The sequence below is a fragment of the Massilia frigida genome (assembly GCF_011682175.1).
Taxonomy (GTDB): Bacteria; Pseudomonadota; Gammaproteobacteria; order Burkholderiales; family Burkholderiaceae_D; genus Telluria_A; species Telluria_A frigida.
In genome coordinates this window covers 86249-111681 of record NZ_WHJG01000013.1, presented here as the reverse complement: position 1 = coordinate 111681, position 25433 = coordinate 86249, and the positions used below count along the sequence as shown (strand labels likewise).

Genomic DNA, 25433 nt, shown 5'->3' with positions numbered 1-25433 from the left:
TCGTACTGAGCCATTTGCGAAACTATGCGTGTCCTACATTTCTATAAAACCTATTTCCCGGAATCGGTGGGCGGCGTCGAGCAGGTCATCCGGCAGATGTGCGTCGGCACGGGTCGCCTGGGCGTACGCAATGAGGTACTGACGCTCACGCGCCAGAAGGAAAAGCGCGACGTCGACTTCGAAGGCCACAAGGTGCGCCTGCTGCCGCTTGACTTCGAGATTTCCTCGACCGGGTTTTCACTGGCCGCCTTTGGCGAACTGGCGCGCATGGCCGAGGAAGCGGACGTGGTGCACTATCACTTCCCGTGGCCCTTCATGGACCTGGCGCACTTTATTTCGCGCATCAAGAAGCCGAGCCTGGTGACCTACCACTCCGACATCGTGCGCCAGAAGCAGTTGCTGCGCCTGTACCAGCCGCTCAAGCACCGTTTCCTGCAAAGTGTCGACACCATCGTCGCCACCTCGCCCAACTACATGGCCTCGTCGGCCGTGCTGGACCGTTATCGCGACAAGACGCGCGTCATCACCTACGGCCTGGACAAGACCATTTATCCGGAACCGGACCAGGCGCGCATGGACAAATGGCGTGCCCAGATCGGCGAGCGCTTCTTCCTGTTCGTCGGCGTGCTGCGCTACTACAAGGGCTTGCATATCCTGCTCGATGCGGTCGCCAATACCGATTATCCGGTGGTGATCGTCGGCGCCGGTCCGATCGAGACCGAACTCAAGGCGCACGCCGAACGGCTCGGCCTGACCCACGTGCTGTTCGTCGGCGCGCTCGACGAGGCCGACAAGGTGGCCTTGCTGACCCTGTGCTACGCGCTGGTGTTCCCCTCGCATTTGCGTTCGGAGGCGTTCGGTATTTCGCTGCTGGAAGGGGCGATGTACGGCAAGCCGATGATTTCGAGCGAGATCGGCACCGGCACGACCTACATCAACATCGATGCTGAAACTGGTCTGGTGGTGCCGCCGAGCGATCCGCAAGCATTTGGCGACGCCATGCGCACGCTGTGGGATAACCCGGAACTGGCGCAAGCCATGGGCAAGCGCGCCGAAGCGCGCTACTGGGAATTGTTTACCGCCGAGCAGATGGCCAAGAGCTATACCGCGCTGTATCACGAGTTGGTGGCGCGTCACGCCACCGTGGCGCTGGCGCAAGTCCAGGCGTAAGTCGTCGCGGCGGCCTTGCCCGCTGCGCAGAGATTGATTGGCCTTATTGGCCCCGGACGTGACACCGTCATGCCTGTCAGTGGCTAATGCCGCTAAGTGAAGCGTTTTTGACCATACACTTCAACACCGTCATTCCTGCCACTGGCAGGCATGGCGGTGTTGAATGCCAGGGCCAAAATGACTTGCTCAACGTGCTCCTCCGCCCCCTTTTTTGCATTCCCGGATTAAATTTCCCCTGGCTGATTCGTACTCAGCAGCACGATTGCCGCCTCAACGCGGGAACTGGTATGCTTTGACGAGGGAATCGCAAGGGCCGGGTATGGTGAAGCAGTTATTACTTGTTGCGGGATTGCTGGCCGGGGCGGATGTCCAGGCCGCCGCGCCGCAGGCTGCTCCCCGGCTGTACATCACGACCGAATATTCGCCGCCGGCCAGCATGCTGGACGGGGAGCGCGTGATCGGCTATTCCACCGACAAGGTCCGCGAAATCATGGCGCGCGCATCGATCAGTTATTCGATCGACCTGCTTCCCTGGAAGCGCGCCTATACCGCGGCCGTGCAGCGGCCCAACGGCTGCGTCTACGCGACCACGCGCACGCCCGAACGCGAGCAACTGTTCAAATGGGTGGGGCCGACCGACGAGGGCGAGTGGGTGCTGCTGGGGCGGGCCGACCGCGCTTATCAGCTCACCACGCTGGAAGACGCGCGCGGGCTGCGCATCGGCACCTACAACGGCGACGCGCGCGACGACTATCTGCGCTCGCGCGGTTTCCAGGTCGATCCGGCGCCGAACGACATGCTCAATCCGCAAAAATTGCTGATGAATAGGATCGACCTGTGGGCCGCCGGTTTGCGTCCTGGCAGCAGCGTCATGGAGCAAAACGGCTGGGCGGGGAAGATTGTCCCCGTGCTGGTGTTCAACCGGATCAAGGTCTATCTCGCCTGCAACCCCGCCATTCCCGACGCCGTGATTGGCAAGATGAATGCCGCGCTCGACGCGATGGACCGCGACGGCACCTCACGCCGGCTTGAGCGCAAGTACGACAACTGGGTGCAGCGCAAGCCGACCGAAGCGGAGGCCGGGCAAGGCATTCCGGCGCGCTAAACGACGGGCCGGCCGGGGCGCGACGGCAAGGGGATGGAGTGCAACGGCCCAGATGCATAGGCGCAGGCGAGCGGCGGCGCAGGCGAGCGGCGGCACAGGCAGAGCGACGGCACAGGCAGAGCGACGGCACAGGCAGAGCGACGGCACAGGCAGAGCGATGGCACAGGCAGAGCGACGGCACAGGCAGAGCGACGGCACAGGCAGAGCGACGGCACAGGCAGAGCGACGGCACAGGCAGAGCGGCGCAAGGACGCCCCGGCTCAGACCAGGCAGCGGTTCAGGCAAGGCAACGGCTGAGACACGCATCTACACCCGCACGCAGTGGCGGGAACGGCGCAGATAGCGTCCGCACAGGCTGTCCCATCCTGGCGGTTCGGCCCCGCCATGTTCCCACCGGAACCGAACCGTCAGGATGCGTCGGCGCGACCGATCGCAATCGTCTTGCGTGCCGGCACAGCGGCGCGTGCGCGCAGTTGCCCGCAGCCGCCATCGACATCTTGCCCCGCCGAATCGCGCAGCTTGGTCAGCACTCCGCGCTGATGCAAGGTGGCGGCAATGGCACGCGCGCTCTCCCAGCTGGGCCGCTTGAACGCCAGATCCGGAATGGTGTTGTATGGAATCATGTTCAGCACGGCATACTTGCCCTTTAACAGGCGTACGATGCCGTCGATTTCGTCCTCCCCATCATTGATGCCTTCAAGCAGGGTCCACTGATACTGCACCGGATAGCCCGTCAGCCGGGCGTACTGCTCCCCCGCCTCGACCAGTTGCTCGGGCGTGATGCGCGGCGCGCGCGGCAGCAATTGCTCGCGCAGTGCGGGCTTGGTCGTGTGCAGCGACAGTGCCAATGCAGGTTTGACCACGCCCTGCGCCAAACGTTCAAACACACGCGGGTCGCCAACCGTCGAAAACACCAGGTTCTTGTGCCCGATATTGCCTTCCGTCCCCAGCAGTTCGATAGCGTCGAGCACATTGTCGAGATTGTGGGCCGGCTCGCCCATACCCATGAACACCACTTTTTTCACCGGCCGCTGGGTGCGCGCCAGCACCACCTGGGCGATGATTTCGCCGCTGCTGACCTGGCGGATCAGTCCCTCGCGTCCGGTCATGCAAAACTGGCAGCCGACCGCACAGCCGACCTGGCTGGACACGCACAGCCCGTCGCGCGGCAGCAGCACGCTTTCGACCGCCTGGCCATCGGCCAGCCCGACCAGCAAGCGGGCCGAGCCATCTTCAGCGGGATGCGAGGAAATCAGCCGTGCCATCGCGTGCAGCTCGGCGTCGAGCGCGGGCAGGGCGGTGCGCACGCCAAGGGGCAGGAAGTCGTTGGGACGGCGCCGTCCCTGATCGTAGGGGCGGCCCTGGACCCAGTCGCGCAGCACGCGCTGTTCGTGCAAGGGCAGGGCGCCCAAGGCGCGCAGGCGCTGGCGGATGGTTGATAGTTGCATCGCGCTATTTTATTGCATAACGCGATGCGGAGCGCATGAACCGGCGAAAACGGCGCAGTTGCCCGCGCCATCATGGCCATCTTTTTAATATTGAACGATGCCGGAATGGTTATTGCCGCCGTTCTGGGTCAGGGTCGCGGTATAGCCATTGCCGGTTTGCGTGATATACGAGACATTGGCCAGCGCACCGGCATTGCCGGTGCCGGTCTGGCTCACGGTAGCCTTGTTGGCGATGCCGTTTTGCGTCACCAGCGATTCGTTCGCATTGGCGTTCTGCGTCAGGGTGGTCAGGTTGTTATTGCCTTTCTGATTAATGGCGCTCTTATTCCGGATGCCAGCCTGGTCGGTGAGCGCATTGTTGCCGGTGCCATTCTGGGCAACCGTCGACTGGACGAACTGGGCGTTCTTTTGGACCGCCTTGACGTTATTGCCGGTGCCGACCTGATTGATTGTCACTTCGGCGAAGTCGGTTTGGGTCTGGGCCACCGTCACGCCGTTGGCGACGCCGTTCTGCGTGACATAGGCGCCCTGGTGGCCGGAATTGATCTGGTTGACGGCCAGCTTGTTATCCGTTCCGAACTGCTTGGCGATGATCTCGAAATCGACAACGCCCTGCTGATCGAGCGTGGCGCTGTTTTTCTGGCCGCTTTGGGACAGCGTGGCATCGGACTGCCAGGCGCCGTTCTGGCGGACCGCGGCGATATTCTGATTGCCTGTTTGCGCCACGGTCGCGCTGGCACGGACGGCCTTTTCCTGGCGGATACCGGCGTTGTTCTGGTTGCCCTGCTGCGCGATCGAGGCGTTGATATCGGTGTTCGCCCCGATCTGGACAATGCCGCCGGTTTTCGCAACGGGATCGCCCGCCTTGTTGTTATCCCCGATCTGCGTAATCGTCGCCTTGATCACCCCTGACGCGGTTTGCTGCACTGTATAGGCGCTGTTGCCAACGCCTTTTTGCGCCGTGATGGATTCGAGTTGGGCCTGGGCCGAGGTGGCGGCGAACGCCAGCGTCAGTGCGCTTGCCAGGGCGGATAAATGAAGTTTCATGAAATGCCTCCATACGTGGACGGGGTCAGGTCGGATCAGATTCAGCGACCCCGGTAGCTGAATTCTATTGGCGCACAGCGGCCATGCGCCGCTATTGCTGATTGACGCCGGCACGGTTCATCGCCCCGGTTTGCGTGAGCTGCGCCACGAAGCCGTCGCCGTTCTGGCTTACCCAGGCGGTATTCGACGCCAGGCCCAAGCCGGTCATGCCGGTCTGGTTCACGATGGCCTTGTTGTCGCTGCCGGTCTGCATGATCAGGGATTCATTGCCCACCAGGTTTTGCGTCTGCACCACGACATTGTCGATGCCGCTCTGGACGACCGTGCTCAGGTTTCGGCTGCCGGACTGGGCGCCGTCGGCGACATTACCCGCGCCGTTTTGCGTGATCTCCATGACAGTCTGGTCGGTCACGAACTGTTTCGCCGTTGCGCGGTTGCCGATGCCGAACTGCTCGATACCGAGTTGGGTAAATGCGATGTGGTTCTGATCGGCCGTTGCCGTATTGAGTCCGCCAATTTGCGTAATGCGGGCGCCGCCCATGCCGGCGTCGTGCTGGAGCACCTCGATCCGGTTGGCGCTACCGCTCTGGCGCGCGCTGGCATCCAGATTGCCCACATCGTTTTGGCGCAGCCTGGCGTAGTTGTTCGTACCGTCCTGCTCGACCAGCGCGTCGACGTAATAGATCTGGTTCTGCGCGATCTGGCCATGATTCGCATTGCCGGTCTGATTGATACTGGCGCGGCCGAGGCCGCTCGATACCTGCAGGATGCTGCCCAGATTGGCATTGCCGTGCTGGGTGGCGACAGCACTGCTGTCAGCGCGGGCGACATTGGCCGAGACGGACAAGGCGATGCCTGCCGCGAGTAGCGGGAACATGGTTTTCATGAGAATTCTCCGGGGCAGTAAAGGGGGGCGGGAATGAGTCAGCGCCCCTGGTGTTGAATCAAGGTGGCAATCTTGCCGCTGCCGGACTGGCTTAGCCGTGCGCTTCCCTCGCGGCCGTATTGTTCGATGCGCGCTGTATTCAGGTTGCCGCGCTGGTCGATATCGGCGCGGTGGTCCATGCCATCCTGGACAATGCTGGCCTGATTATCCTGCCCGGCCTGTCCCACGGCTGCCTGGTTGCCGCTACCGCTTTGCAGCAGGCTCAGCGTGTTGGCGCTGCCTTCCTGCAACAGCGTGGCCCGCTGGCGCGATCCGCGCTGCGTGATGCTGGCGCGCTGGCCGCTGCCTGCCTGGACACCCTCGAACAGGTGCTGCTGTCCGGCCTGCTCGATGGCGGCGGCGTTGCCGCTGCCTTGCTGGCGCAGCACCAGCGCATGAGCCTGTACCGGCGCGGCGTCCAGTTCGGACGGCGCCAGGTCGCCTGCTGCCGCCAACCGGGCCGCGCACAAGCCCATGACAGCGAGGCTGGTGCGCAGCCATGAGGTCGGACGCGCGTTCATGGCACACCTCCTGACCCGCTGGCGGCCGGTTTCGCTGGCGGCAGTGGCTCGCGTTCGGCCAGGTAACGTTGCAGCACCGGATTGCTCCACTGGCCCTCATCCTCCAGCGCCCAGCTGCCCTCCTTGAGTCCCGCCACGATCAGGTGGGCCACACCGGCTTCGATCGCTTCGCTGACGCACAGCTGGGTCGGCTCGTTGCGCGTCATGCCGCCTTCCAGTTCAAGTAAATTTTTCACATTCACGAACTTAAACACGCTGGGATGGATCTCATAGGAGTAGATCGTCTTGGTGGTCGAGACGCTCTGCAGTACTTGCCCGCCGCGTATATCGATGCTGCGCAGGTTGACCGTGACCTGGTCGACCCGGTATTGCGTGCTCATGCCGATGCCCAGGAAGCGCGCGCCCGCGCCGCCGGTGCGCACATTGCTTTCGTAGGCAACAATGCCGCCCTCGATCAGCACCGAGGCGGCCAGCAACGGTGGAATTTGCACCGGCGGCGTACCGGCCGGTTGCGGCATTTCCAGCGCGCGCACGATCTTGCGTTCGGTAAGCAGGTTTTGCAGGTTTTCACGCTCGACCGGGATGAACCAGCCCGACTCCTTGAGCGCCTTGACCAGCATCGACGAGGCGCCCTGGGTGACCACGGTCGAAAACGAGCTGTCCGGGGCCGGCTTGTATTGCCCGGTCTGGTCGCGGATGCCGTACACGGCGACGGCCACCTTGCCTTTCGGGGCCGGCAGCTTGAGCAGGTCGCGCGTGACGGGCGTGGCGGGCGCCAGCTGCGCAGCGCTCGTGAGCGCCGAGGGTGGATGGCGGAAGGCGCAGCCGGTCAGCAGGCTGGCCCCGGCCGTGGCGGCGAGCGCCCAGCGCAGGGCGTTCATTGCGCCACCTCGAAGGTGGTGGTGGCGCCGGTGCTGCGGTCGGTGGTCGTGATGCGCAGCATGCCGCCGCCCAGGTCGACCACGGTGATGGTGAAGTTGGCGCTGGAAAACGTCCCGGGCACCAGCTTGCCATCCGGCCCTTGCAGTTTGGAGGTGGCGGCGGAGGCGAGTTGACTTAGCACAGAACGTTCGAGCGTTTGATTGAACTGTGCGAGCGGCGACTGGTCGAACAAGGAAGTGCCACCGAGGCCCTTGTTCTCCGTGTGCTTGCTGGTGGCTGTGGCGGTGGCCAGCAGGCCGGCACCGTTGGCCGGGTAGCCGCCGAATGACGGGTTGATGGGCAAATACACCAGTTCAGTCGCGGTGGCGGCGTTCGCCAGTACGACCAGGCATAGCGCGACAGCGCGCGTGATGGAATGGAGTGGCATGGCTGATTTCCTTACTTGTACGGCGTTGACAGAGACAGCATTGGACAGGATCAGAATTCGTCGGGCGCGAGGTCGGCGTCGTTGATGCTTTGGCGCTCGGCATCAGCTTGCACGACCGCCTGGTAGGTTCTTTCGGCGGCGTCTTCGCTGAGCGCCTTGATCGCCGCCCTGGCGGCCGGCAGCCGCGTTTCAAACACGCGGCGCTGGGCGAAGTCGATGCGCACTTCACTGCCGCGGCGCGCGGACGGGCGTTCCAGGATGGCAAGGGTGTAGCGTTCGCTGCCTTCTTTCTCGCGCCAAGCGGCAATGAAGTATTGGCAAAAATCGTGGCCGGCAACGGTGACGGCCTGGCTGGTGACGACGCCGCTGTCGGTATCGGACGCGAGCACGCGACCGGCGTTATCGAGCTTGTCCTGCGCGTCTTGCGGCGGCGCTTGCCGGGCTGCCGCGGTGAACATGCAGCCGAGCGACAGCGCGCAAACGGCGAGTAGTGCGGTGTTCCTGGACATAGGGCCTCGCAGTTGTTGTTATTGTGTTGTGGCCTGAAATGCGGCGGCAGGCGAGCAGATGAGATTTGAGTTTATCGAGGGAGACCTTGCCGGCTTTGATGGCTGTCAAAAATTCAAGGCCGGGATGTCAAGCGCTTCGATTTGCTAAAAATCAATGCTGGTGAGTGGAAATTTGAACGGAACAAGCGCTGTTCCAAAAGAAATCGCGCTGCCTGGTCAGGTCAGCGCGATGGCACGGCACAGAGGAGGGGACGCAAAGGACGCGGGGTGGGTCGGGCAGCGGATTCGTCCGCCCGGACCGGGTGCCGGTCACGTGCGGATGCGGTGTGCGATAAGGCCGTTGTCATGTCGCGCACCGGGTGTGCGCGACAGGGCAGCGCCAAAGCAAGCGCCAAGGCGAGCGCCACGGTGCGGGTCGACTGTGCGCACCAGGGCGTGCGTCGTAGGGCGCATCAGGGTGCCTGGCGGCGCCGGCGCGCGGCATACAGGCCGAACAGCGACAGCGAGACCAGTGCGAGCGTCCCCGGTTCCGGCACGTCATTCCGGTCCGGTATGGCCGCGCCCGCGATAAGGAAAATGTCGCCATAGCCGCCCGTATCGCACGGACCGACCGGTATGCCATTGGCTAATGTCGGGCCAGAGGTTTTGCCGCCGGTGCCGAAGCAGCCCATCCAGACCTGCACCGACATGGTGTCGTAGCCTGCGCCCTGGAGTCCTTTCAAATCGAGGCTGGGGATGTAGTTGATGAATTCCACGGCGTTCGACGCCTGGTTGGTGTTGATCAGCTGGCCGCCAGAGGGGCAGTTGCTGCCATCGGGCGAGGGATAGGACGTGGTGCTGCTGACCACGCAGATGGCGCCGACCGTCATTGCAAAGTCGGTCGAATTGGGTGTCGTGACGCCAGTGCCGTTGAAGGTTTTTGTCGACTGAAACAGCGACGGGTCCTTGAAGATGTCGAACAGGTCGAGCTGTTGGGTTTCAAAATATTTGTTGGCCAGATTGCCCTCGCTATCGCGTATCGTCACCAGCGCCCAGACCGGCAGGCTGGCCGTTGAATTCTGCGGATTATTGAAGTCGAAGGCGATCATCATCTGGTGGTAGTCGCCGTCGAAGGTCAGCTTGCTGTTCAGTGTAGCGAGGCCCATGTCCCAGCTGAACGCCGTGTCGTTGGCCAGTGCGCCGTTATTGCTGGGGTCGTTCTGGTCGCCGGTGAAGAAATAGTCCTTCTGGCCGCCATTGTTGGTTTTGAATCCATTTTCCGACGGTAGCGCGGCGTCGCCGTTGGCGAGGATGGCACCGCCGTTCGAGGCAACCACAATCGAATCGTGCAGGGCGCCCTGCGCCGCGCTGAAGGTGTAATCGCCCGTGAATCCGGTGACGCTGCTTCCGGACAGATAGTTCAGTACGCCCGTCGAACACGAAACGAAATTGCCGTACGTTGCGCAGGCCGAATTGGGCGTGGGGTAGGTGCTGGAGTAGCTTGGCAGCGGTCCTGCCAAGGCCGCGTTGGAAGCGATGCCGGCCATTCCCAGCAACGCAAGTGCGGCGCAACGACGTGTGATCGAGTTCATTTTGGGCATCCCTCATGTGATTGTTCTTAGCATAAGGATGAGCATAGAACGTGCCAGTTTCATAACTCCTTGTTTTTGTTCAGTAGGATAAATATATTGCCCATCATGTGTAAAAAATTCCGACAGGTAAATAATCTTTGCAAATAGAAATGATTAATTTACTGTTAAACGTGCGGCTTGATTCATATTGTTTTTTAATGTCCGGTGAACGGACGGAGGGATGGCGCGCTGGCAGTACGTGCGCGGCAAGCGGAGCCGATGGTGGGCCGGGAAACGCCATGCGCGATCTGGCAGACAGGCCAGCAGTGTCAGGCGGATGAAAAATGGGGGATGTTTCATGCAAGGCCAATGCGAGGCAAAGGCCGGAGGGTCTTGATGCGCCTAAGCGCTTGAATTCATTGGTGCGGGAGCCGGAATCGAATTCTGCTAGGAAAATTGTGTAAATATTGAGTAAATACCGTCAAAAGTACCGTCAAAATGGAAAGCGTCCTCATGGTCGATTTGCGCATTGCTGATTTGATTAAAATCTACCGGGGGAAAAATTCTATGCGTGGGAGGGGATGCGGTCTAGGTCCGGGATGACTCCACACTTTCGGGTACCGCCCCTCGCGCACGCAGGCGCGCGCGTAAAGCTGCTGCTTGCCGGCCGGGCGATCGAGCACGCCGATTCGCGGGCCTGGCGTTTTGTGGGTTAGCGTTAAATTGAAGGGAGAGCGCGGTCCTGTCGGGCGGTAACTGCCATAGTTTGCCCCCTCCCTTGGCCGGGGTATCGCCAATTTCGGCGAGACTTCCCACGTCGACCAGCGGGTGTTTGTGGCGTTCTGAAAAACCGTTTTTCTATCTTGACCGTGTGAAAAAATGGCTAGGGCGCGGTCCTGTTCTGGATGGACGTGCGGAGTTTCGATGCCCCCACTCTGGGTCTGATTCTGGCGGCGGGACCGTCCCAGAAAAATATTCCCAATTCGCGGTTGTGCACGTCGAGGGAGAGTGCGGTCCTGCATAGCGCTTCCTGGGTCACTTTGAATGCCCCCCGAGCCCGGCGTGGACTCGGACTTCACTTGGTCGGGTTGCATTTCAAATGCGCCCCTTTCGCTCGCTACTTTGGCGGCAATAAAAAAACCAACTGACTAGACTGGGTCCCCTCCTGCATCAGACTTAAGGATGAAGTCCTACAGGTCTCATCGTTTGAACTTCGGGCCACTCATGAGTTACGCCGTGCTGCCACGTCATGCGACGAACACGCCCTTGATCTGCACTTCAGGACGGTTGACGGCCAGAGACACACGTTCTTCGACTAGGATCGCTTGAAGGTTGCTGGGGTCGTCTGTGCGTGCGTCAGACCATCGCAGCGCGGCTGGGCGAGATCACCTTTGCCACCGTTTTGCGTGAAGATCAGGAAGGAGATACCGTCCGGCAGCAACTGTGGGGATCGGAGGTCGAGATCAAGGATGGGCGAAGGGGCGGATCACCGTCACGATATGACCTTACCAGTTGCCGTTAGGCTACAACCGCCCCCACCGTTGCCTCAGGAGTCGCCCCCCGATTGTCCGTTGTCCGGGCGGCACGAAGTTGATGTTCGACAGCCAAGCGCTTTGCCTCATCTTCGCCGTGTTTTGCTACAGAAAAATATCTACGCTTGGGTAACCCTGCTTTATCTCGAACCATGGAAGTCCAGTATCTTGTTATGTAGGTCGTCCCATTGGCCGTAGTTGTCTTCACATTTGTAATCCCGACACCGGGTACGTCGCACTCCCTCTCCCGTGCATACGGATTTTCATCCGGCGCCAGCCTGCATGGCTGGCGCGTTACTTGACATTGCGTTGCCGGCAACGCACGTGTTTCGTTCTTAATGTCCGGGTGATGAACATGGAAACCGCTGACCATGTCGAGTAATTGCGAACGCGCTTGAATGGCGAGATCGAAGGCAACATCCTCGCCATATTTTTTGATAGAAAATTGCCTCGTGCGTTTAGTACCGTTAGCTGTCAGCAGGCCTGCCTTCCAGTATTCCTGGACACCGTCGCGCGCGCGGAAGACGCCCGGGACCCCACTTGTATTGGTGCCGCGAATCGTGGCGCAAAGCTCACGTTTGGTTAGCGGAACGCACTCTCGATTGATCTGGTCGCGAAATTCAATAGCAGCCTGCAAAGCAGTGTCCATGCTGCCGAATTCTTTAACGCTCAGCCGGCGATGTATAAGATTTCCTCGCCGCCGCATCATCACGATCCACCCGAGCTGCACCCATTCCCCATCTGCTCTCTTGCGCCGATACAGGGAGATTGCATATAGCTTAGTCATCGGTTTATTGGTCGCGAAAAGTTAATTCAAAAATTCCAATCTAGGGCGTATAACGCAACAAAGTTCCTGCAAACTTTGGACGAATCTAAAGCGCCCAATCGGAAGACATCAGCCGTCCTCGAAGGTCGGGCAAAGCGCTGTGTTCGATGCGAGACGGTTGTGCCAGCAGCTCTTCCAGCTCCGTCGCGTTCACCCGGCCAGCAATCACAGCATGCGTTAGTTGGGCGCCTTTGTACACAACGAGCAATGGCAAGCTGTCCGGAATATAGTCCCCCAGAAATTCCCCGTGCTCTTCGAGGTCGAGCCAAAGCCAGGTCTCTTGCCGGCCCGCCCGTTGGTGTGCGATGGAATCGAAAACCGGTCTGAATAAACGGCAAGTTTCGCACCAGTCTTCCGCACCGAGCATCAGCACCAAGCGCGCGAATGGCGACGCCAAGCGATCGGCGATCTCGGCGGCATCGCTCCACGGGTCCAAACAACCCGTGCTCATGCGGCCACTTTCCCGGCAAGCATATGATATAACGCATTCATCGCACTGCGTTGTGCGGACGCTGGTGCGCAGACATTCATGCGTACCAGGAACCCGTCGCCATCGAGGCTGTGGGCGGCGAGAGATCGAACCGGCTGAGATGCACTTTCGAGCAAATTGAGGGCATGTTCGAGGGCAAGTTCCTGTCCGCACAGTACGCGTTTCCCATGAAGCAAGAAGAATGGGCTTGAGGCTGTGTAAGCGCGGACGGCAGCGTGCAGTGGCCGCGCGAGGCCATTGTCGGCGTCCAGCCTTGTCTGGGTGATGACTTGGTTGCTGTCTTGGGTCGATGGTGCAGGTTCCGGGATTGTCCAGCCGGCCGCAGCGAGATCCATACCGGTCAGCGTTTCCCATATCCAGCCAGCGTAACGATCAACTTCGGGATTAGCCATGTGCTCAACGACGAATGGCAGATGGATCAGGTCCCCATGGGCCATGGCAAAGGTAAGGCCGCTGCGAGCGGGCAGAAGCGCCAGCAAGTCGTGGGCCGAGGATGTACCCGGAGCAGTCAATATGGCCAGTTTCATTGTCCAGCGATGGAGACGGCGCGCCGACTGCATCCGGTACCAACCTGTGGCGCTGGCATACAATCCAGCTTGTAATAGGACGCATGCCTTTAAGACACTCAGTGCATTCTCATATTCACCGGACGCGGCCAAGGAAATTGCGGCCTCTGCCCGCACTGCCAGGTCAGAGTCCTCCAATGCTGCTATCAATAGCGGCGCAATTCCAGATTTGTCACCTACCCCTGCTGCACGGCAAGCCGCAGCCCTAACGTGGGGTGTAGAGGACGAAAAATACGCGGCAAGGGGACTTGCGAGATGGGCCACGGCGGCCGGACCACGCACAGCCACTGCACGCAGTGCTGCGACTTGAGCTACCGGGTCTGCCTTCGGCCCCGACCAAATCTGGATGACCTCGTCGGATTGATCGCCCATCCATGCTAAAGCCGACACGAGGCCGCGTAGCAGTTCATCGGGACGCTGGCGGACGACCGTGAGGATGCTGTCCAGCCGAGCGCGATTGACGGGGCGCATCGCAAGCAGAGTACATACAAATGCCTCACCTGCCTTGCGCCAGCGTTCAAGCGCGTGTAATGCTGGAAGCCAACCGCTCGCGCCGGCAGCTCGCAATCCGTCTAAGTGAGCGTCTTGCAAACGATTGAAGTGTTGTAGCTTGTCGAACCCGACCTGCGGCGATGCGGCCGCCCGGTCCAGTTGCGACCAGTAGAACGCTGCATCTTCCGCGTGCCGCGTAACCAGCGGGCCGATCACCGGAAAATGAAAATTAGAGTTGCTCATGATTGCCAGGAAAGACGTTCGAAAAAAAGTTGCTCAAGGACCGCCCTACAGCCCGCCGGCGCGCGCCGCCGCGCTGGCGCCGCTGCCGGGCGCCATCAGTCCACCAAGGACATGCCCGAGAATAGCAAGGTCCATTTTTTGCCGTCATGCAGCGCCGCACCGTCGCCGCCACAGACGAGCATCTGCTTGCCGTCGGGCGAGACATCGATGCGGTGGCTGTGCAAGGCGACCTCGTTGGAAACCGGATCGCTCTTCGCTTTGTGCGCGGCGACCAGCTTTTTCCCTTCCAGGACATACATGCCGTAATCGTTGGCACACCACAGGCGTCCGTTAAACCAGGCGGAATCGGTGAAGGGCAGGCTCTGGTCCATTTCGCACAGCAAGGACCACTTGGTACCGCCACCTTTCCAGAGATTGCCGCGAATGTCGGTTATGTAGACGTCGCCGTTTTCTCCGCAGGCCACAGTATTGAGCTGCACATTGGTTGGAAAGGGAATCTGCTGCCAACGCTTGCCGTCGAAATGCCAAACCGTGCCGGCGTCGCCGACAGCATACATGTCGGTATTGGAAAACCCCGCCAGATCGAAAAACATCGAGTCGGCCACCGCTTCGATGATCTTTTTCCGATCGCCGCTCTCGAATGCTGCTGGAATCGGAACGCCGGCCATTTCCTTCCATTGCTGGCCCTTGGTGCGCTGGAAAATGCGGAACGGCGCTCCGATGGCATACACCGTTGTGCCGACCCGGACCACCTTAGTGACGGCGGAGCCGTAATCGTGGCCCTTCGTATCGAAAGGAATCGACCCTTCGCTTCCCTTGTATTCCTTCGGCTTGTAGCTCCAGACGCGGCGAAAAGTGTCGACCATGACGAATTCGGACTGGTCCGGCGCCCACGCCGACGACAGGGTGGACGAACCCATATTGTCGCCGCTGCGGACGAAGAAGCGCTTGTCGACCGGCAGCTCGAGCTTGACTGCGACCAAGCGCGTTTCCCACGCCTCGTCACGATTGTCCGCATCACCCTCCTCGACCAGCAAAAAGCCAAGTCGACCGTCTTCAAATCCAATAGTGCAGTCCTTGACGAAAAAACCCTTGCCGATATGCGCCCACATATTCTTATCAAAAATCATTTGTACTCCTTTATTCCTCGTTGCTCACTTCTATATCACCGTCGCGGGAACCGCCCTTGCCGGAGTTGGGAACGACGCTCGCCCCCTCACAGCCCGAGCAAGGCGGTGTCTTGCTGGCCGCCTTGCCACAATAATAGGCGTCAAGCTGGGCTTGCAGGCATCGTTTGTCACACCCGTACATTTTGCTGATACGCCCAAGCGTGAGATCGCGCGCGTCCGCATACGGCATATCGCTTTTGCCGGCGCTGCCGGACGTGGCCAGCGCAGCATCGGTGAGGTCGTGAATCGCGCCATGCGAACCGGAGTGCTGATTGGCGCCCTCCGCGCAAATGGTGGGCGCTGCCCCATCCGAATATTTTCCCCAGCATTCTTTTTTCGGCAACCCGCTGCGCTGCAGGGTTTTCAGTTTCCCATCCTGATTGTAATTGGCGGGATTGTTTTTCCAACTTTCCCTCTTGTCCGCGCTCCCTTTGGGATCGCGGAACATCGTATCGGGCAACAAATGATGCCCCGTCTGGCCTGGGCAGCAACCATTGCCGGCCCATTTTTCTGCACCGCCCTTACTATACGGGACCAGCATGCATTTACGTGCACGCAAGCAGGGATTGCTCGTCGCATAGGCCGTCTGCACGTCGACCATGACAGCGCGAGCAACCTTGTCCTGCTCGTCCTTGGACAGGTTGGGAAAATTCTTTAGTTTGTCTTCGTATTTCTTGTACGTATCGGTTATCTTGCCAGCTTGCTCCTTGAGCCTCCCGACCGTATCCTTGAGTCCCTTAACGGTGTCTTTCATATCGGACACCTTGGTGGCGACATCGACCGCCGTTACAGCCACGTCGACCGCTGTCATGATCCAGCCGACCACCGGAATCCATCCAGTCAACCCGCGCCGCACGGCCATCTTGCCGACCGCCTTGGCCCCATATTCAAGCAGTTCCTCTTCGATCTTGCCGATCACCTTGTCTTTTAACTCGGTCGCGACCTTTCTCATCATCCCATCAACGTCTTTGAAATCCTTAATCCAGTCCTCAAAGTCCTCTCCGGGCTTCATGAGCAAGGGACCACAATGATCCATCACCCAGTTCCCTTCCTTGCCGTTGGCATCATGGCGGGTTCGTGCCTTCGGCTTGCCCTTGCCGCGGTTTTGCTGGTTACGGTCGTCAGGTGCGCACTGCTTCTTCAGTTCGTCCATGTCTTTTGCGCAGAACTTCTTCGCGTCCGGCGTGTCCAGGAAATACATTGCCGGCGTGTTCGACGTGCTTGCCATACGATGCCTCTTAACTATGGTTGTGCGTCATTGGATCAGTATGGCGGCAGACATTGAGCCCCTCGAACTTGACGTCTGGTGACCAGTCGGTGAAATACGCCTTGCCATTGATAGTATGGCTTGAGACGCCCATGCCCAGGTTGCGAGTGGCCGGTTCGTTGCCGATGCTGTTGTCGAGGTAGGAGACGTCGCGCAACGCCACCGGGGTGCCGCAGATGAAAACCGTACTAGAGCCGTTGGCTAAGTCCTTGGCAAAGGCGGTGATGACGTAGGGGACCACGACCGGACCGGCACTCGGCGGCGGTGGGCTCCAGCAAGGATCGGGACCGACCACGGATTTGCCGTCGGCGGCCTTGGAACAAATTTCGTTATCGTTCGCGTACACATGGGTTTCCATCTCATCCTTCCAAATTGTGGCGCAGGATGATCGCACAGCGATCACCGTTATCGTTTGCCAGGTGTAGCAGGCCGAGCTGGCCCGGAGAGAGTGCCGGCTCCGCCATGTCGCACAACATCCAGGCCAGCATGGCCACGCCGGCGGCAGCGCCGACTTCGCCGATCTTGTCGGCGATGGTCAGTTGCGCGAGCCGTTGACCGCCGAAGGTCACACGCGTTATGGCATTGGCCGCTTCCTTCGAAAAAAACTGCTCGCCGTTCTGATCGCTGATGCGGAACGCCAACTCAGTCGGTTCGAGCTTGGCCTGCTTGCAGGCGGCGCGGATCGCCTCGGTCAATCCTTTGCCGCGCGAGGGGACGCTGCCATCGTGGCGTCCGGGTTCGTGTGCTTGGCCCACGCCCTTGATGTGCAAACCCGGCGCATCCGCAGCAGCCGGGCGCAGCACGATGGCGGCGGCCGCCTCGCCCGGGACAAAGCCGTTACTGTTGCCCGGCACGAACAGGCGTTCGTCCCGCAGCGCGGCATTGATGTCGCCCGCATTGAGGTAGCTGTCGACTCCGAGCACCACGACCTGCTCGGCTTCTTCTCCACCCAGCAGGCGCGCGCTGTGCAGGAGCGCCTCTCCCAAGCCCGTACGGTCTTGAGACAGCACCTTGATGCGGTGCGCATCGGAGGCAAGGCGGGGTGCTTCATCGTGCTCGTCACGCAGTCGTTCGAGCACGTCGCGCACGATGCCGCCGTAGGCCGCAGGATCGGCATGCGTGCGCGCCGTGCCCGGCGCAAGAACGATCACGGCGGTGCGGCGCGCACAGTAAAGCGAAGCGGGATCGGCCATGCCGGAAGCGCAATCGCGCAGTACGAACTCGACCCAGCGCGCGAGGCGCTCGGTACCGAATAGAGCGTCAGGAAGACACGCCACGTTAATCCGGTCCGAGCTCGGGGTGAAGAAACCGCTGGCCTGGAAGTGGTCCATGTTGGCGCGCATGGCATGCACGGCAGCCTGCAAATGGTAGCCTAACGAACAGCACAAACCGGCCGCATGGATGAGAAGGCTGCGCGCATGGTTTGCAGGCTGCGCGCCACTTGTTTGGTATGGTCCGTTCATGCGGCCTCCGCTGGCTGCGCGGATTCCGCAGCTGCGCCACCACAGCCGGCGCAGCCCTCGCCCAGCGCTTTTTGTTCCCAAAATGCGGCGCTGAGCGGGCCGACTGCGACCGTGGCGAACTCCTGGATCCGGCGCCTAACCGGGAAGCTGGCGCGCCAGACCACGCTAAAGCGCCCCGCATCGGGCTCGAAATACACGGTATCGGCCGGCGCCAGCAATTCGTCGCCGGTGTAGTCGGTGCGCAGGATGCGCACGCTGACGTTATCGAGCCGGGGTAGCTTGAAGCGCACATCAGGGCGGCCGGCCATCATGTTGCGCAGGATGACCTGTTCGCCGCCGGTCGGATACTCCATCTGCTGGTCGGCAGGCGCGCACTGGTTGAACTGCTCGTCAAAGTCTTCCGGCAGAAAGGGGAAAACGTCGCGCTGCCACTGTTCGTCGTAGGTGCCGGCAAAGCCGGGGCGCGGTTGCCAATGGCGCGCGATCGCGGAAAATGCCACGGGCTTTTGCTTGCCGTCGGGCTTGCGCACGGGCTCATTCAGCGCCTCCAGGCAGGGTGCCGGCAGGCCATCGACATCCTCGTCGGCGTGCGCGCCGTACCAGCCTATACCGGCTGGATTGGCCAGTTGCGCTTCAGTCAGAACGCGGGCGTTGCCGCCCCAGCCTTTTTTATAGATACGCGAACCGCCGAAGGCCATGCCGAAGTGGAGCGGCATGCGCAGGAACGGTTCCGCGTCGGAAAGCGACACCAAGCCGAGGCGCTTTTTCCAGTGACGTTTGCCATGCGCCTTCAAGCCCTTCCGCAGCGGCCCGACCTGCCACACGACCGCCAGTTCTTTAACCGGCACGCCGTCGGGCGCATGGGCGTTCGCATTGAACAGCACGTCGCAGCGCGGCTTAAAACGGGGCGTGTCAGCGCCGTACAGGATGGCGCTGTCGGCGGGGTCGCCGACGAACACGTCGGCTTGCTCCAACGCCTGCGGCGGAAGTGGACGGGGGCGCTGGCCGGCGGCTGGGATCTGCCAGGTGCCCTTGGCGACCACCACCAAGTGCTCACGACCACCGACGTCGAGCGCGTAGCTGATATCGACTACGAGATTTTTTGAACCGAGGATGACTTCCACCTTGAACCCTGCGCTTAATTAATGTTGACGGAGCCACCCAGGATGCGTTGCGTGGCACTGGCGTAACTGGTGATGTATGTGCCGCGCAGCTCGATGCGGCCGTCGGCGCTCAGGATCAGCGCCGCCTCGCCGCAGCGCAATTCGATCTCGCGTTCGGCCGTCAACGCGATCCGTTCGCCATCGAGCAGCACCTCGGCCGGCACGGACACGCGGGCTTGGGGCGCGGCCACCATGAGGCCGAGGACGATCGGCCGCAGCGGGTCGCCACCTTCAAAGCCGAGGGCTAAGGGTTGGCCCACTTGGGTGCCGTCGAGCGGGTTGATGCTGCGCGCCGGGATCTGGCTCAGACCGAAGGTGGGAATACTGACCAGCGCCCCTCCGTTTGTGTCGAATCCGTCCAAGGTACCCACGGCGATGCCGTCGGCGCGTGTGGGAAGTTGCGGAGTCAGGATCATCACGTCGTGTAGAAGCTGGTCGGAGGCAACGGCCTCGTCCCGGGCATCAGCGATGGGCGCGACAGCCCCGCTCGTCTTGAATTGGGTCATTAGTTTTCCTGGATTTTTTTGCCCTTCATGGTGATGTTGCCATCGGCCTTGAAGGTTTGTTCATCGGTGGTACCTACACTGAAGGTATGCCCATTAAACGTTATGGTGCCATCCGCCTTCATGACCAAGGTCGCCTTGCCGACCGTGATCGACAATTCTTCGCCAGCAGTGGTCGCAATTTTCTTGCCGACCTTGGTGATCTGATCTTCCCCAACCACGGTTGCCATGACCATACCGACATTCAAGTTGTAGCCCAAGCCCACGTTTTCCATGCGGCCCATACCCACGTTCTGCATATAAGCCATGCCGACAGTCTCGGTTTTGAACTTGGCCACGTTGATGGACCAGCTTTTGCCGATGGTATCCTTCTCGTTCTTCACGACCGATTTCGTGCGGTTACCGCCGATATCGATGGTTTCGTTCTTGCCCACGTCCTCAGAGCGGTTGTCGCCGATGCTGATTTTCTCGTTGTGATCCACTCGTTCAGCACGGTTGTTATGGATCGTAATGGTCTCGTTGTTGTGCACAGTTTCAGTGCGATCATGATGCACCGTAATGGTCTCGTTACGATTGACCGTCTCGGTTCTATCGCGCTTGACGAGCGTGGTCTCGTCCCTATCGATAGTTTTTCGCCGGTCGTTGCCGACCCACTTATCCTCGTCGTGCTCAACTTCAGTCAGTTGGTCTTTTTCCGCATGCAGCCAGAGCTGTTCACTACCTTTTTTGTCCTCGAAGCGCAGCGCATTGGCGTTGTCGTAACTGCCGCCCGGCGTGGAGCGCGAAAGGATGCCGCTTTGCGTCTTATTGGCCGGAAGTGTCCACGGTGGCATCGTGTCCGCATTCGGCACCATGCCGGTGATAATCGGACGGTTTGGATTCCCGTCCATGAACGCCACGAGAACCTCCCCGCCGATTCGCGGAATCGAGGTCATACCAAAATTAGCGCCGGCCCACGGCGTCGCCACGCGAAGCCATGCCGAACTCTTTTCGTCATTGGTGCCGGCGCGGTCCCAGTGGAACTGCACGCGCACGCGCCCGAATTCATCCGTGTGAATCTCTTCCCCAGCCGGCCCAACCACGGTTGCGGTCTGAATGCCGTGGATTTTCGTCTCCACGCTGTTGTGATCGCGCCCCGCGCGGTACGGAATGATCTTGCGGATTGCGCGCAGCCGGTTTTCATAGTGAGATTCGGCCGTGTCTTTGACGTGATAGTTGTTCGAGGCGCTGTGAACCACTTCAAGAATCAAGAACTCGTGCGCCTGGGTGTCGCCGCCGCTGGCGTTCACGTCGAAATGATCGGCCAGCCTGAACCAGCGCCCTGGAAGGACGTTGCGGTTATTCCCGGAGCCTTCAAACTGCTTGCCAGCGGCCTCGAATTCTTCTATGCGCAACTGCGCCAGGGATCGACCGCCACCCGTGAACCCGTACGCCCCCGTGTATTCGTAGGATTCAATTGTCGGCACATCTCCTTGCTGATTCACTGTCGGCAGCGAAGTGTGAACGGGCTTGGGCGATTTGAAGTCAAAGGCTGCGAGCGCAACTGCACCCTGCATAATTTGCCGCGACGGCGACCACTCGCCCAGGCCGTCCTCTTCCGCCGCACCGCCATGACGCTGGAAACGGATGGAAGGGCCACCGTCGATTGGCTCGACGCTGGTGGTGTCATCCGACAGCACCATCTTGTGGCCATTTTCCGAATGCTCGAACCAATACACGATGCCGTTGCCGACCCAGCGCCGTTCAAGAAAATTGCGGTCACTCTCGTCAAACTGGCAGCAGTCGGTCAACACGTCGGTCGCACCGGCCACACGCCAGTCCCACTCAGCCAGACTGCCATAGTCGCCGAAGATGCTCGCGGTCTGCTGGTACATCGTCGTGTAGTGGAACAGGTAATTATCTTTCCGCAACCCCAGGTACTTGTACCAAGGACCGAGCAAGGCTTCGTAATACGATACCCCGCCATCGACCGTTTTGAGGGCGAAGCTGAAGACAATCCCGGTGAAGTAGCGCAGCGTGCCATCCCGGCGAACCAACTGCACACAGAGCATTTTTCCCTGCATATCCTTGAGCGGGATGTCGGGATTGTCAGATAGCAGTTCGACGCGGAACTCAAAGGGCTTCGACAAACTCTCGAAGGCATCAAGCTTGTTGATGAGCAATTGACCAGTAGGGCCGTCTTGATTTGGAAATGACAAGCGCAATAGACGATGATTCTGACGGTCCCCTACGAGATCACGTAAAACGGTTAAAGCTTTGCTCATGCATTATTCCAATCGCAGATTAACGGAAGACCTCACGCCGGCACACGTTATAAGCGCGCAAGGCATCTGATAAGTTATATTTTACCGTAATATCACTATGGCAATTAACAAATGCAATTATTGTTGTGTTTTTCTTAGCCGTTTGCGTCCAGAACTTACTTGCCGAGTCAGCCTCTCACATCACTTAGACCTTGGCGCCACCTTTAGCGACCCGGTAGCCGATGATCAGACCCTAGATATCGCCAGCACGCAGGTGCTCAAAAGCTCGCTGGCCAGCGGTGGTCTTGAGGTTGATCTGCTCGGTTACCAGGGGCTCGTGTGAGTCCTCGGAGTTTTCGACCCGGCGCCAATCGGCGTGTCGGTTTTGTGCGCCCGCAGCATGTGCGGGCGGTGCCGTAGCTATGGTCGCTGGCGGGGAGGCACGGAAGACGTCCTTAGCGACTTGATCGCCATGTGAGTCGGCGCCACCGAATACAGAGGCGTAACCCGCGACGATTCCCTCGCCCTGCGAAACGTACTTCTATGAGTGGTAGAAAGTGAGATGGCGACATTATGAGGATCCTTTAGTCCTGACGAAATTAAACATCGGTGAAGATGTTGATTTGACTTCGGCAGGCGTCCTGCGCCGCTGTTGAAGTGGAGTGGGCCTGCATCCCACGGGCATGATGATGGTACGAAGTTGACGTAACTCCTGACCAATTCCCATTTCCTGTAACGTTTTGTCCGATCGTTTACACAGTCGTCAGCGTAAGCTGCCTTCCTTCATACTCAAGCCAAGGTCCATCATTAACGTGTGCATCAGCGGTCCAGACGTGCTGATCAATGCGCCACACTGGGCCACCAGGTCGGCGGCGTTTGCGGCGTGGATAAATTTGGAGGTTATTTTGTACTTTCAGTTGGGTGGACGGCCAAGGTGCGCAGTTGTACCTGGAACCATGCGGTGGACTCCGGGATGCTCGCCAGGCTCTGCGAACTGGCCGCTGCGAGCATGCGAGCCTTGGCCGTGTCGCTGATCTGGGCACTTGCGCAGTACGTGTTAATCAGAGCGTTCAGGTCGGCAATCATCGCCAGCCAGACGGCGGGCGTGCGCGGTTGGATTGAGATTTCGGCCATGGCTTCCGCTTCCTTGCGCGTCAATCCGTCAACTTCCATGAACTCAGCGACCAGATCATTACGCCACGGTTCGGGGAACCTCGATTTTGGATATTTGGAGTTTGCTACCGCTACAGTTGCTACAGTTGCTACTGAGTGGGGAGCGGCAATATCGTTCGGCGCTTTTGCTACTGCTACAGTTGCTACACTTGCTACCGGAAGCGGCTTTTGACCGGCAACTGTAGCAACTGTAGCGCCGGTAGCAGTAGCAGAAGTCAGAAACCCTTTTTTCATCAAGTCGGCAAGTGCCATCACACCCCCCCGAGAATTTGTGGGTTGATCTGGATTTCGCGCTTGCGTCCTTTCTCGATCAAGACCGCCCTGCCGTGCTCGATCAGTTCTTGGATCGCAGCATTCAGCGCCCCCTTGTCACGCATCTTGGATGGGCCGTATTGGGCCACAACACGGGTCGATACCGTATCGCCGCCATTGGTCATGCAGTAAGCGACTATCCAATCCTCCAACAGCGCAGCATTCGCCAGGCCGTCAGGTAGCGCAATCTCCCCGAAGAACCGTAGCGCCTCGTTCAGATGCCATGCGGTGACGATGCTGGCGGATTCGAAGTGCTCGACGCTGACAGGTCCGATGCCTCCCGCAACGACGTGAAACAGTGCTGCCATCCTCGCTGCGTTGTCAGCGATCTTGCTGGCGACATCGCGCACATCCTGCAACTCGCCGCCTTGGCCCAGCCCGCTTTCTATCTCGTCGTGGAACTTGACCCATGCTGCCTTCGCCTCCGGGGAGAGCGTCAGCATCGCCGGCTCAAGCCCGCCACGTTCATTGATCGGCGGCGAAACTTGCAGGATGCAGTTTATCTGCGCATGGAACCGCGCAAGCGCTGGCATGTTCTCTGGCGGCTCGGTGAAAAACCGGGTGCCCTGGGTGGACGCCGGCCGCGCTATCAGAAAGCGAGCCAAAAACCCGGTGCCGCGTGCCAGGGTGCCGGTGCGGCCGATGAAGTCCATCAGTGCCGACTCCTGCACCTGCAATGACATGGTGAGTCGTGCACCGTCGACCACGTACGATTCGCCGCGCCGGTCGAACGTCAGCTTGGACGCATCCCATAGTTGGTTCAGGTTTGCCAGAGTGCGGAGCTGTGATTCCTTGCCCATGCCATGGCTACCAAAGACGGAGCCGGCCTCCGACGATATGACGCCGCCTGATGGCCACTTCTTCGCCAAGGAGTAGGTAAGCGCCTCTGGCGTGAAGTCGCTGTAGATCAGCCTCGGCACGCGTGGAGGCTCTGGCTTCATCTCCTCATGTTTGCGCAGTGCGTTTTCGGCCTGGCCCGTGTCCTTGGCGCTTTTGGCAGCAAGTTTGATCGACTCCAGGATGCCAGACCGGATAGCGTCCCACGCGGCCTGATCCGCCTCGTATCGCTTGATATCGACCTGGGCGTCTTCCTGCTGGCGGTTTTCGTGCTCTCGCAGTACCTTGCTTAGTATGCCGTCGCAGGTTGACTTGCGCTCGCCGCTCTCGGCCACCACTAGAAAGTATAGGCTTGTCGGGCCGCTGAGCTTTTCAGCCCTTGCCACGTCATAGTGGCTCTGAGCGGCCAGACTCAGGGCGGCGAGTGCGGAGCATGCCACCATCGCTTCCGGTGCCTTGGTGAAGCCCTGGACCTCCCGTACGGCCATCAGGACCACCTCGGGGAGCGCTTCGGATGGATAAGGCACTTCCGGCGTGCTGCGAGCAAGCGGCTCCGGTTTCGGCCAGGCAGCAGCAGCTTTCACTATGGACTCCTTTACGAATTTACGGGTAGCGACCAGGTCGGGCCCGGTATCCGCTGTCATCTGCTTGGCGGCGTTGATGGCCGACATAACCGCCTTGCCTCCCTCGCGCGCTTGCATGTCATTGAAGTCAGTTGGTTGGCCCTCGCCAGATTGGAAGGCAGGAGCTGCCAGCCAGCCGCCCACAGCAGCAGCCGCGGCTTTTGCCTTTGCCATACCCACATTGCCGTGTTCATTGAATCGGTCGTCATCGGCGCACACGATGATGCGGACCCCTGGGAGCTTGCCACGAAGCGCCTTGGCTACTGGCTCCAGATTGCCCGCGTTGAAGGCGACCGCCACGGGGTAGTCCGTCACAGCAAAGAGGCTGGCGCCGGTAGCGAACCCTTCGCAGACCAGCAGCGTATTGGTTGGCTTGCCGCCGAAGCTGTAGTAACAGCCTTTGACCTTGCCGTGCGACTTGAGGCGCTTGGTACCATCCTCATAGATGAACTGCAAGCTGGTGACCGCACCGGTAGCATCGCGGATCGGGACGATCAACGTGCGCTTGTCCTTGAACTCTTTCAGGCCGTAAGGCTTGATCCCTTTGCGTACGCAATAGGGGTTGTCCTCGGTCGCCTCTTGAGCGCCAGCCAGAATGCGCACGCACGCCGCCGCCGCGTCGGCTTCGAGCTGCAAGCGCGTGTGCTCGGCCTCCTGGCGGGCCTTGTCGACCCGTGCCCGGTACTCGGCATTCTCGATCGGCGTCATTGTCTGGTCAGACTTGCCGCACCACTTCTCCGACAGGTCAGTTTTCCAGTTGCCGAATGCCCCAGCTGGCACCCCGTCGCCGTGCAGGATGTACCAGGCTGATTTTTTCCCTTTCTTGTCGTCGGCGGCATCAAAGCGGCGCCGCTTGCCGTCCGCGATGATTTCGGCCGGCGCAAGGTCGTAGACGGCCATTGCTGCGCCGAACTCGGCCTCGATGTTGGTCATGGTTATTTGCATTG

The 25433-nt window shown here is 60.2% G+C and carries 22 protein-coding genes; 2 read left to right on the top strand and 20 right to left on the bottom strand.

The window, feature by feature from the left end:
• The first annotated feature begins 24 nt into the window (after window positions 1–24).
• Window positions 25–1170 (top strand): glycosyltransferase family 4 protein, encoded by a 1146-nt coding sequence (locus F2P44_RS14850; protein WP_167087656.1) that lies wholly within the window; start codon window positions 25–27, stop codon window positions 1168–1170.
• A 319-nt stretch (window positions 1171–1489) separates the two neighbouring features.
• The gene (locus F2P44_RS14845; RefSeq protein ID WP_167087654.1) at window positions 1490–2275 is read left to right on the top strand and encodes a substrate-binding periplasmic protein; all 786 of its coding nucleotides are present in this window, start codon (window positions 1490–1492) and stop codon (window positions 2273–2275) included.
• Window positions 2276–2682: 407 nt separating this feature from the next.
• Here F2P44_RS14845 and F2P44_RS14840 read toward each other — a convergent pair whose 3' ends face one another.
• The 20 genes from F2P44_RS14840 to F2P44_RS14745 form a co-directional block, all read right to left on the bottom strand.
• Window positions 2683–3723, bottom strand: a complete 1041-nt coding sequence (locus tag F2P44_RS14840) for an RNA methyltransferase (protein WP_167087652.1) — start codon at window positions 3721–3723, stop codon at window positions 2683–2685.
• Between the two features lie 84 nt (window positions 3724–3807).
• A complete protein-coding gene (locus F2P44_RS14835; RefSeq protein WP_167087650.1) occupies window positions 3808–4770 on the bottom strand; it encodes a hypothetical protein in 963 nt (320 codons plus the stop codon).
• A gap of 91 nt (window positions 4771–4861) precedes the next feature.
• A complete protein-coding gene (locus tag F2P44_RS14830; RefSeq protein ID WP_167087648.1) occupies window positions 4862–5656 on the bottom strand; it encodes a hypothetical protein in 795 nt (264 codons plus the stop codon).
• A 38-nt stretch (window positions 5657–5694) separates the two neighbouring features.
• The gene (locus F2P44_RS14825) at window positions 5695–6216 is read right to left on the bottom strand and encodes a curlin (protein WP_167087646.1); all 522 of its coding nucleotides are present in this window, start codon (window positions 6214–6216) and stop codon (window positions 5695–5697) included.
• Window positions 6213–7097, bottom strand: a complete 885-nt coding sequence (locus F2P44_RS14820; protein WP_167087644.1) for a CsgG/HfaB family protein — start codon at window positions 7095–7097, stop codon at window positions 6213–6215. The genes F2P44_RS14825 and F2P44_RS14820 overlap by 4 nt, the downstream gene beginning before the upstream one ends.
• Window positions 7094–7525: a curli assembly protein CsgF gene (locus F2P44_RS14815; protein WP_167087642.1), complete on the bottom strand. Its 432-nt coding sequence runs from the start codon at window positions 7523–7525 to the stop codon at window positions 7094–7096. The genes F2P44_RS14820 and F2P44_RS14815 overlap by 4 nt, the downstream gene beginning before the upstream one ends.
• Window positions 7526–7575: 50 nt before the next feature.
• Entirely contained in the window at window positions 7576–8034 is a 459-nt protein-coding gene (locus F2P44_RS14810; RefSeq protein ID WP_167087640.1) for a CsgE family curli-type amyloid fiber assembly protein, read from the bottom strand.
• A gap of 452 nt (window positions 8035–8486) precedes the next feature.
• Complete coding sequence (locus F2P44_RS14805; protein ID WP_167087638.1) at window positions 8487–9605, bottom strand: PEP-CTERM sorting domain-containing protein; 1119 nt, start codon at window positions 9603–9605, stop codon at window positions 8487–8489.
• Window positions 9606–11102: 1497 nt separating this feature from the next.
• On the bottom strand, window positions 11103–11903 hold the full coding sequence (locus F2P44_RS14800; RefSeq protein WP_167087636.1) for an AP2/ERF family transcription factor: 801 nt from the start codon (window positions 11901–11903) through the stop codon (window positions 11103–11105).
• A gap of 85 nt (window positions 11904–11988) precedes the next feature.
• Complete coding sequence (locus tag F2P44_RS14795) at window positions 11989–12393, bottom strand: thioredoxin family protein (RefSeq protein ID WP_167087635.1); 405 nt, start codon at window positions 12391–12393, stop codon at window positions 11989–11991.
• Window positions 12390–13733: a HEAT repeat domain-containing protein gene (locus F2P44_RS14790; protein WP_167087633.1), complete on the bottom strand. Its 1344-nt coding sequence runs from the start codon at window positions 13731–13733 to the stop codon at window positions 12390–12392. Before F2P44_RS14790 ends, F2P44_RS14795 begins: the two co-directional genes overlap by 4 nt.
• A 95-nt stretch (window positions 13734–13828) precedes the next feature.
• Window positions 13829–14863 carry a beta propeller repeat protein gene (locus tag F2P44_RS35095; protein ID WP_223165037.1) on the bottom strand — a complete coding sequence of 345 codons (1035 nt, stop codon included), beginning with the start codon at window positions 14861–14863 and terminating at the stop codon, window positions 13829–13831.
• A 10-nt stretch (window positions 14864–14873) separates the two neighbouring features.
• Complete coding sequence (locus F2P44_RS14780; protein WP_167087631.1) at window positions 14874–16130, bottom strand: HNH/endonuclease VII fold toxin-2 domain-containing protein; 1257 nt, start codon at window positions 16128–16130, stop codon at window positions 14874–14876.
• A 10-nt stretch (window positions 16131–16140) separates the two neighbouring features.
• A complete protein-coding gene (locus F2P44_RS14775) occupies window positions 16141–16527 on the bottom strand; it encodes a DUF4150 domain-containing protein (RefSeq protein WP_167087629.1) in 387 nt (128 codons plus the stop codon).
• A 1-nt stretch (window position 16528) separates the two neighbouring features.
• Window positions 16529–17632: a hypothetical protein gene (locus F2P44_RS14770; RefSeq protein WP_167087627.1), complete on the bottom strand. Its 1104-nt coding sequence runs from the start codon at window positions 17630–17632 to the stop codon at window positions 16529–16531.
• On the bottom strand, window positions 17629–18756 hold the full coding sequence (locus tag F2P44_RS14765; RefSeq protein WP_167087625.1) for a DUF2169 family type VI secretion system accessory protein: 1128 nt from the start codon (window positions 18754–18756) through the stop codon (window positions 17629–17631). Before F2P44_RS14765 ends, F2P44_RS14770 begins: the two co-directional genes overlap by 4 nt.
• Window positions 18757–18770: 14 nt before the next feature.
• Window positions 18771–19301, bottom strand: coding sequence for a DUF6484 domain-containing protein (locus tag F2P44_RS14760; RefSeq protein ID WP_229423559.1), 531 nt, complete (start codon window positions 19299–19301; stop codon window positions 18771–18773).
• Window positions 19301–21562, bottom strand: coding sequence for a type VI secretion system Vgr family protein (locus F2P44_RS14755; RefSeq protein WP_167087623.1), 2262 nt, complete (start codon window positions 21560–21562; stop codon window positions 19301–19303). Before F2P44_RS14755 ends, F2P44_RS14760 begins: the two co-directional genes overlap by 1 nt.
• An 879-nt stretch (window positions 21563–22441) precedes the next feature.
• The gene (locus F2P44_RS14750; RefSeq protein WP_167087621.1) at window positions 22442–22966 is read right to left on the bottom strand and encodes a hypothetical protein; all 525 of its coding nucleotides are present in this window, start codon (window positions 22964–22966) and stop codon (window positions 22442–22444) included.
• Window positions 22966–25419: a DUF3987 domain-containing protein gene (locus F2P44_RS14745; RefSeq protein ID WP_167087620.1), complete on the bottom strand. Its 2454-nt coding sequence runs from the start codon at window positions 25417–25419 to the stop codon at window positions 22966–22968. Before F2P44_RS14745 ends, F2P44_RS14750 begins: the two co-directional genes overlap by 1 nt.
• Between the last annotated feature and the right edge of the window lie 14 nt (window positions 25420–25433).

Excerpts from the sequence above, each read along its gene's own strand:
- F2P44_RS14850 (WP_167087656.1), top strand. The coding sequence starts at position 25 with ATGCGTGTCCTACATTTCTATAAAACCTATTTCCCGGAATCGGTGGGC.
- F2P44_RS14845 (WP_167087654.1), top strand. The coding sequence starts at position 1,490 with ATGGTGAAGCAGTTATTACTTGTTGCGGGATTGCTGGCCGGGGCGGAT.
- F2P44_RS14840 (WP_167087652.1), bottom strand. The coding sequence starts at position 3,723 with ATGCAACTATCAACCATCCGCCAGCGCCTGCGCGCCTTGGGCGCCCTG.
- F2P44_RS14835 (WP_167087650.1), bottom strand. The coding sequence starts at position 4,770 with ATGAAACTTCATTTATCCGCCCTGGCAAGCGCACTGACGCTGGCGTTC.
- F2P44_RS14830 (WP_167087648.1), bottom strand. The coding sequence starts at position 5,656 with ATGAAAACCATGTTCCCGCTACTCGCGGCAGGCATCGCCTTGTCCGTC.
- F2P44_RS14825 (WP_167087646.1), bottom strand. The coding sequence starts at position 6,216 with ATGAACGCGCGTCCGACCTCATGGCTGCGCACCAGCCTCGCTGTCATG.
- F2P44_RS14820 (WP_167087644.1), bottom strand. The coding sequence starts at position 7,097 with ATGAACGCCCTGCGCTGGGCGCTCGCCGCCACGGCCGGGGCCAGCCTG.
- F2P44_RS14815 (WP_167087642.1), bottom strand. The coding sequence starts at position 7,525 with ATGCCACTCCATTCCATCACGCGCGCTGTCGCGCTATGCCTGGTCGTA.
- F2P44_RS14810 (WP_167087640.1), bottom strand. The coding sequence starts at position 8,034 with ATGTCCAGGAACACCGCACTACTCGCCGTTTGCGCGCTGTCGCTCGGC.
- F2P44_RS14805 (WP_167087638.1), bottom strand. The coding sequence starts at position 9,605 with ATGAACTCGATCACACGTCGTTGCGCCGCACTTGCGTTGCTGGGAATG.
- F2P44_RS14800 (WP_167087636.1), bottom strand. The coding sequence starts at position 11,903 with ATGACTAAGCTATATGCAATCTCCCTGTATCGGCGCAAGAGAGCAGAT.
- F2P44_RS14795 (WP_167087635.1), bottom strand. The coding sequence starts at position 12,393 with ATGAGCACGGGTTGTTTGGACCCGTGGAGCGATGCCGCCGAGATCGCC.
- F2P44_RS14790 (WP_167087633.1), bottom strand. The coding sequence starts at position 13,733 with ATGAGCAACTCTAATTTTCATTTTCCGGTGATCGGCCCGCTGGTTACG.
- F2P44_RS35095 (WP_223165037.1), bottom strand. The coding sequence starts at position 14,863 with ATGATTTTTGATAAGAATATGTGGGCGCATATCGGCAAGGGTTTTTTC.
- F2P44_RS14780 (WP_167087631.1), bottom strand. The coding sequence starts at position 16,130 with ATGGCAAGCACGTCGAACACGCCGGCAATGTATTTCCTGGACACGCCG.
- F2P44_RS14775 (WP_167087629.1), bottom strand. The coding sequence starts at position 16,527 with ATGGAAACCCATGTGTACGCGAACGATAACGAAATTTGTTCCAAGGCC.
- F2P44_RS14770 (WP_167087627.1), bottom strand. The coding sequence starts at position 17,632 with ATGAACGGACCATACCAAACAAGTGGCGCGCAGCCTGCAAACCATGCG.
- F2P44_RS14760 (WP_229423559.1), bottom strand. The coding sequence starts at position 19,301 with ATGACCCAATTCAAGACGAGCGGGGCTGTCGCGCCCATCGCTGATGCC.
- F2P44_RS14755 (WP_167087623.1), bottom strand. The coding sequence starts at position 21,562 with ATGAGCAAAGCTTTAACCGTTTTACGTGATCTCGTAGGGGACCGTCAG.
- F2P44_RS14750 (WP_167087621.1), bottom strand. The coding sequence starts at position 22,966 with ATGGCACTTGCCGACTTGATGAAAAAAGGGTTTCTGACTTCTGCTACT.
- F2P44_RS14745 (WP_167087620.1), bottom strand. The coding sequence starts at position 25,419 with ATGACCAACATCGAGGCCGAGTTCGGCGCAGCAATGGCCGTCTACGAC.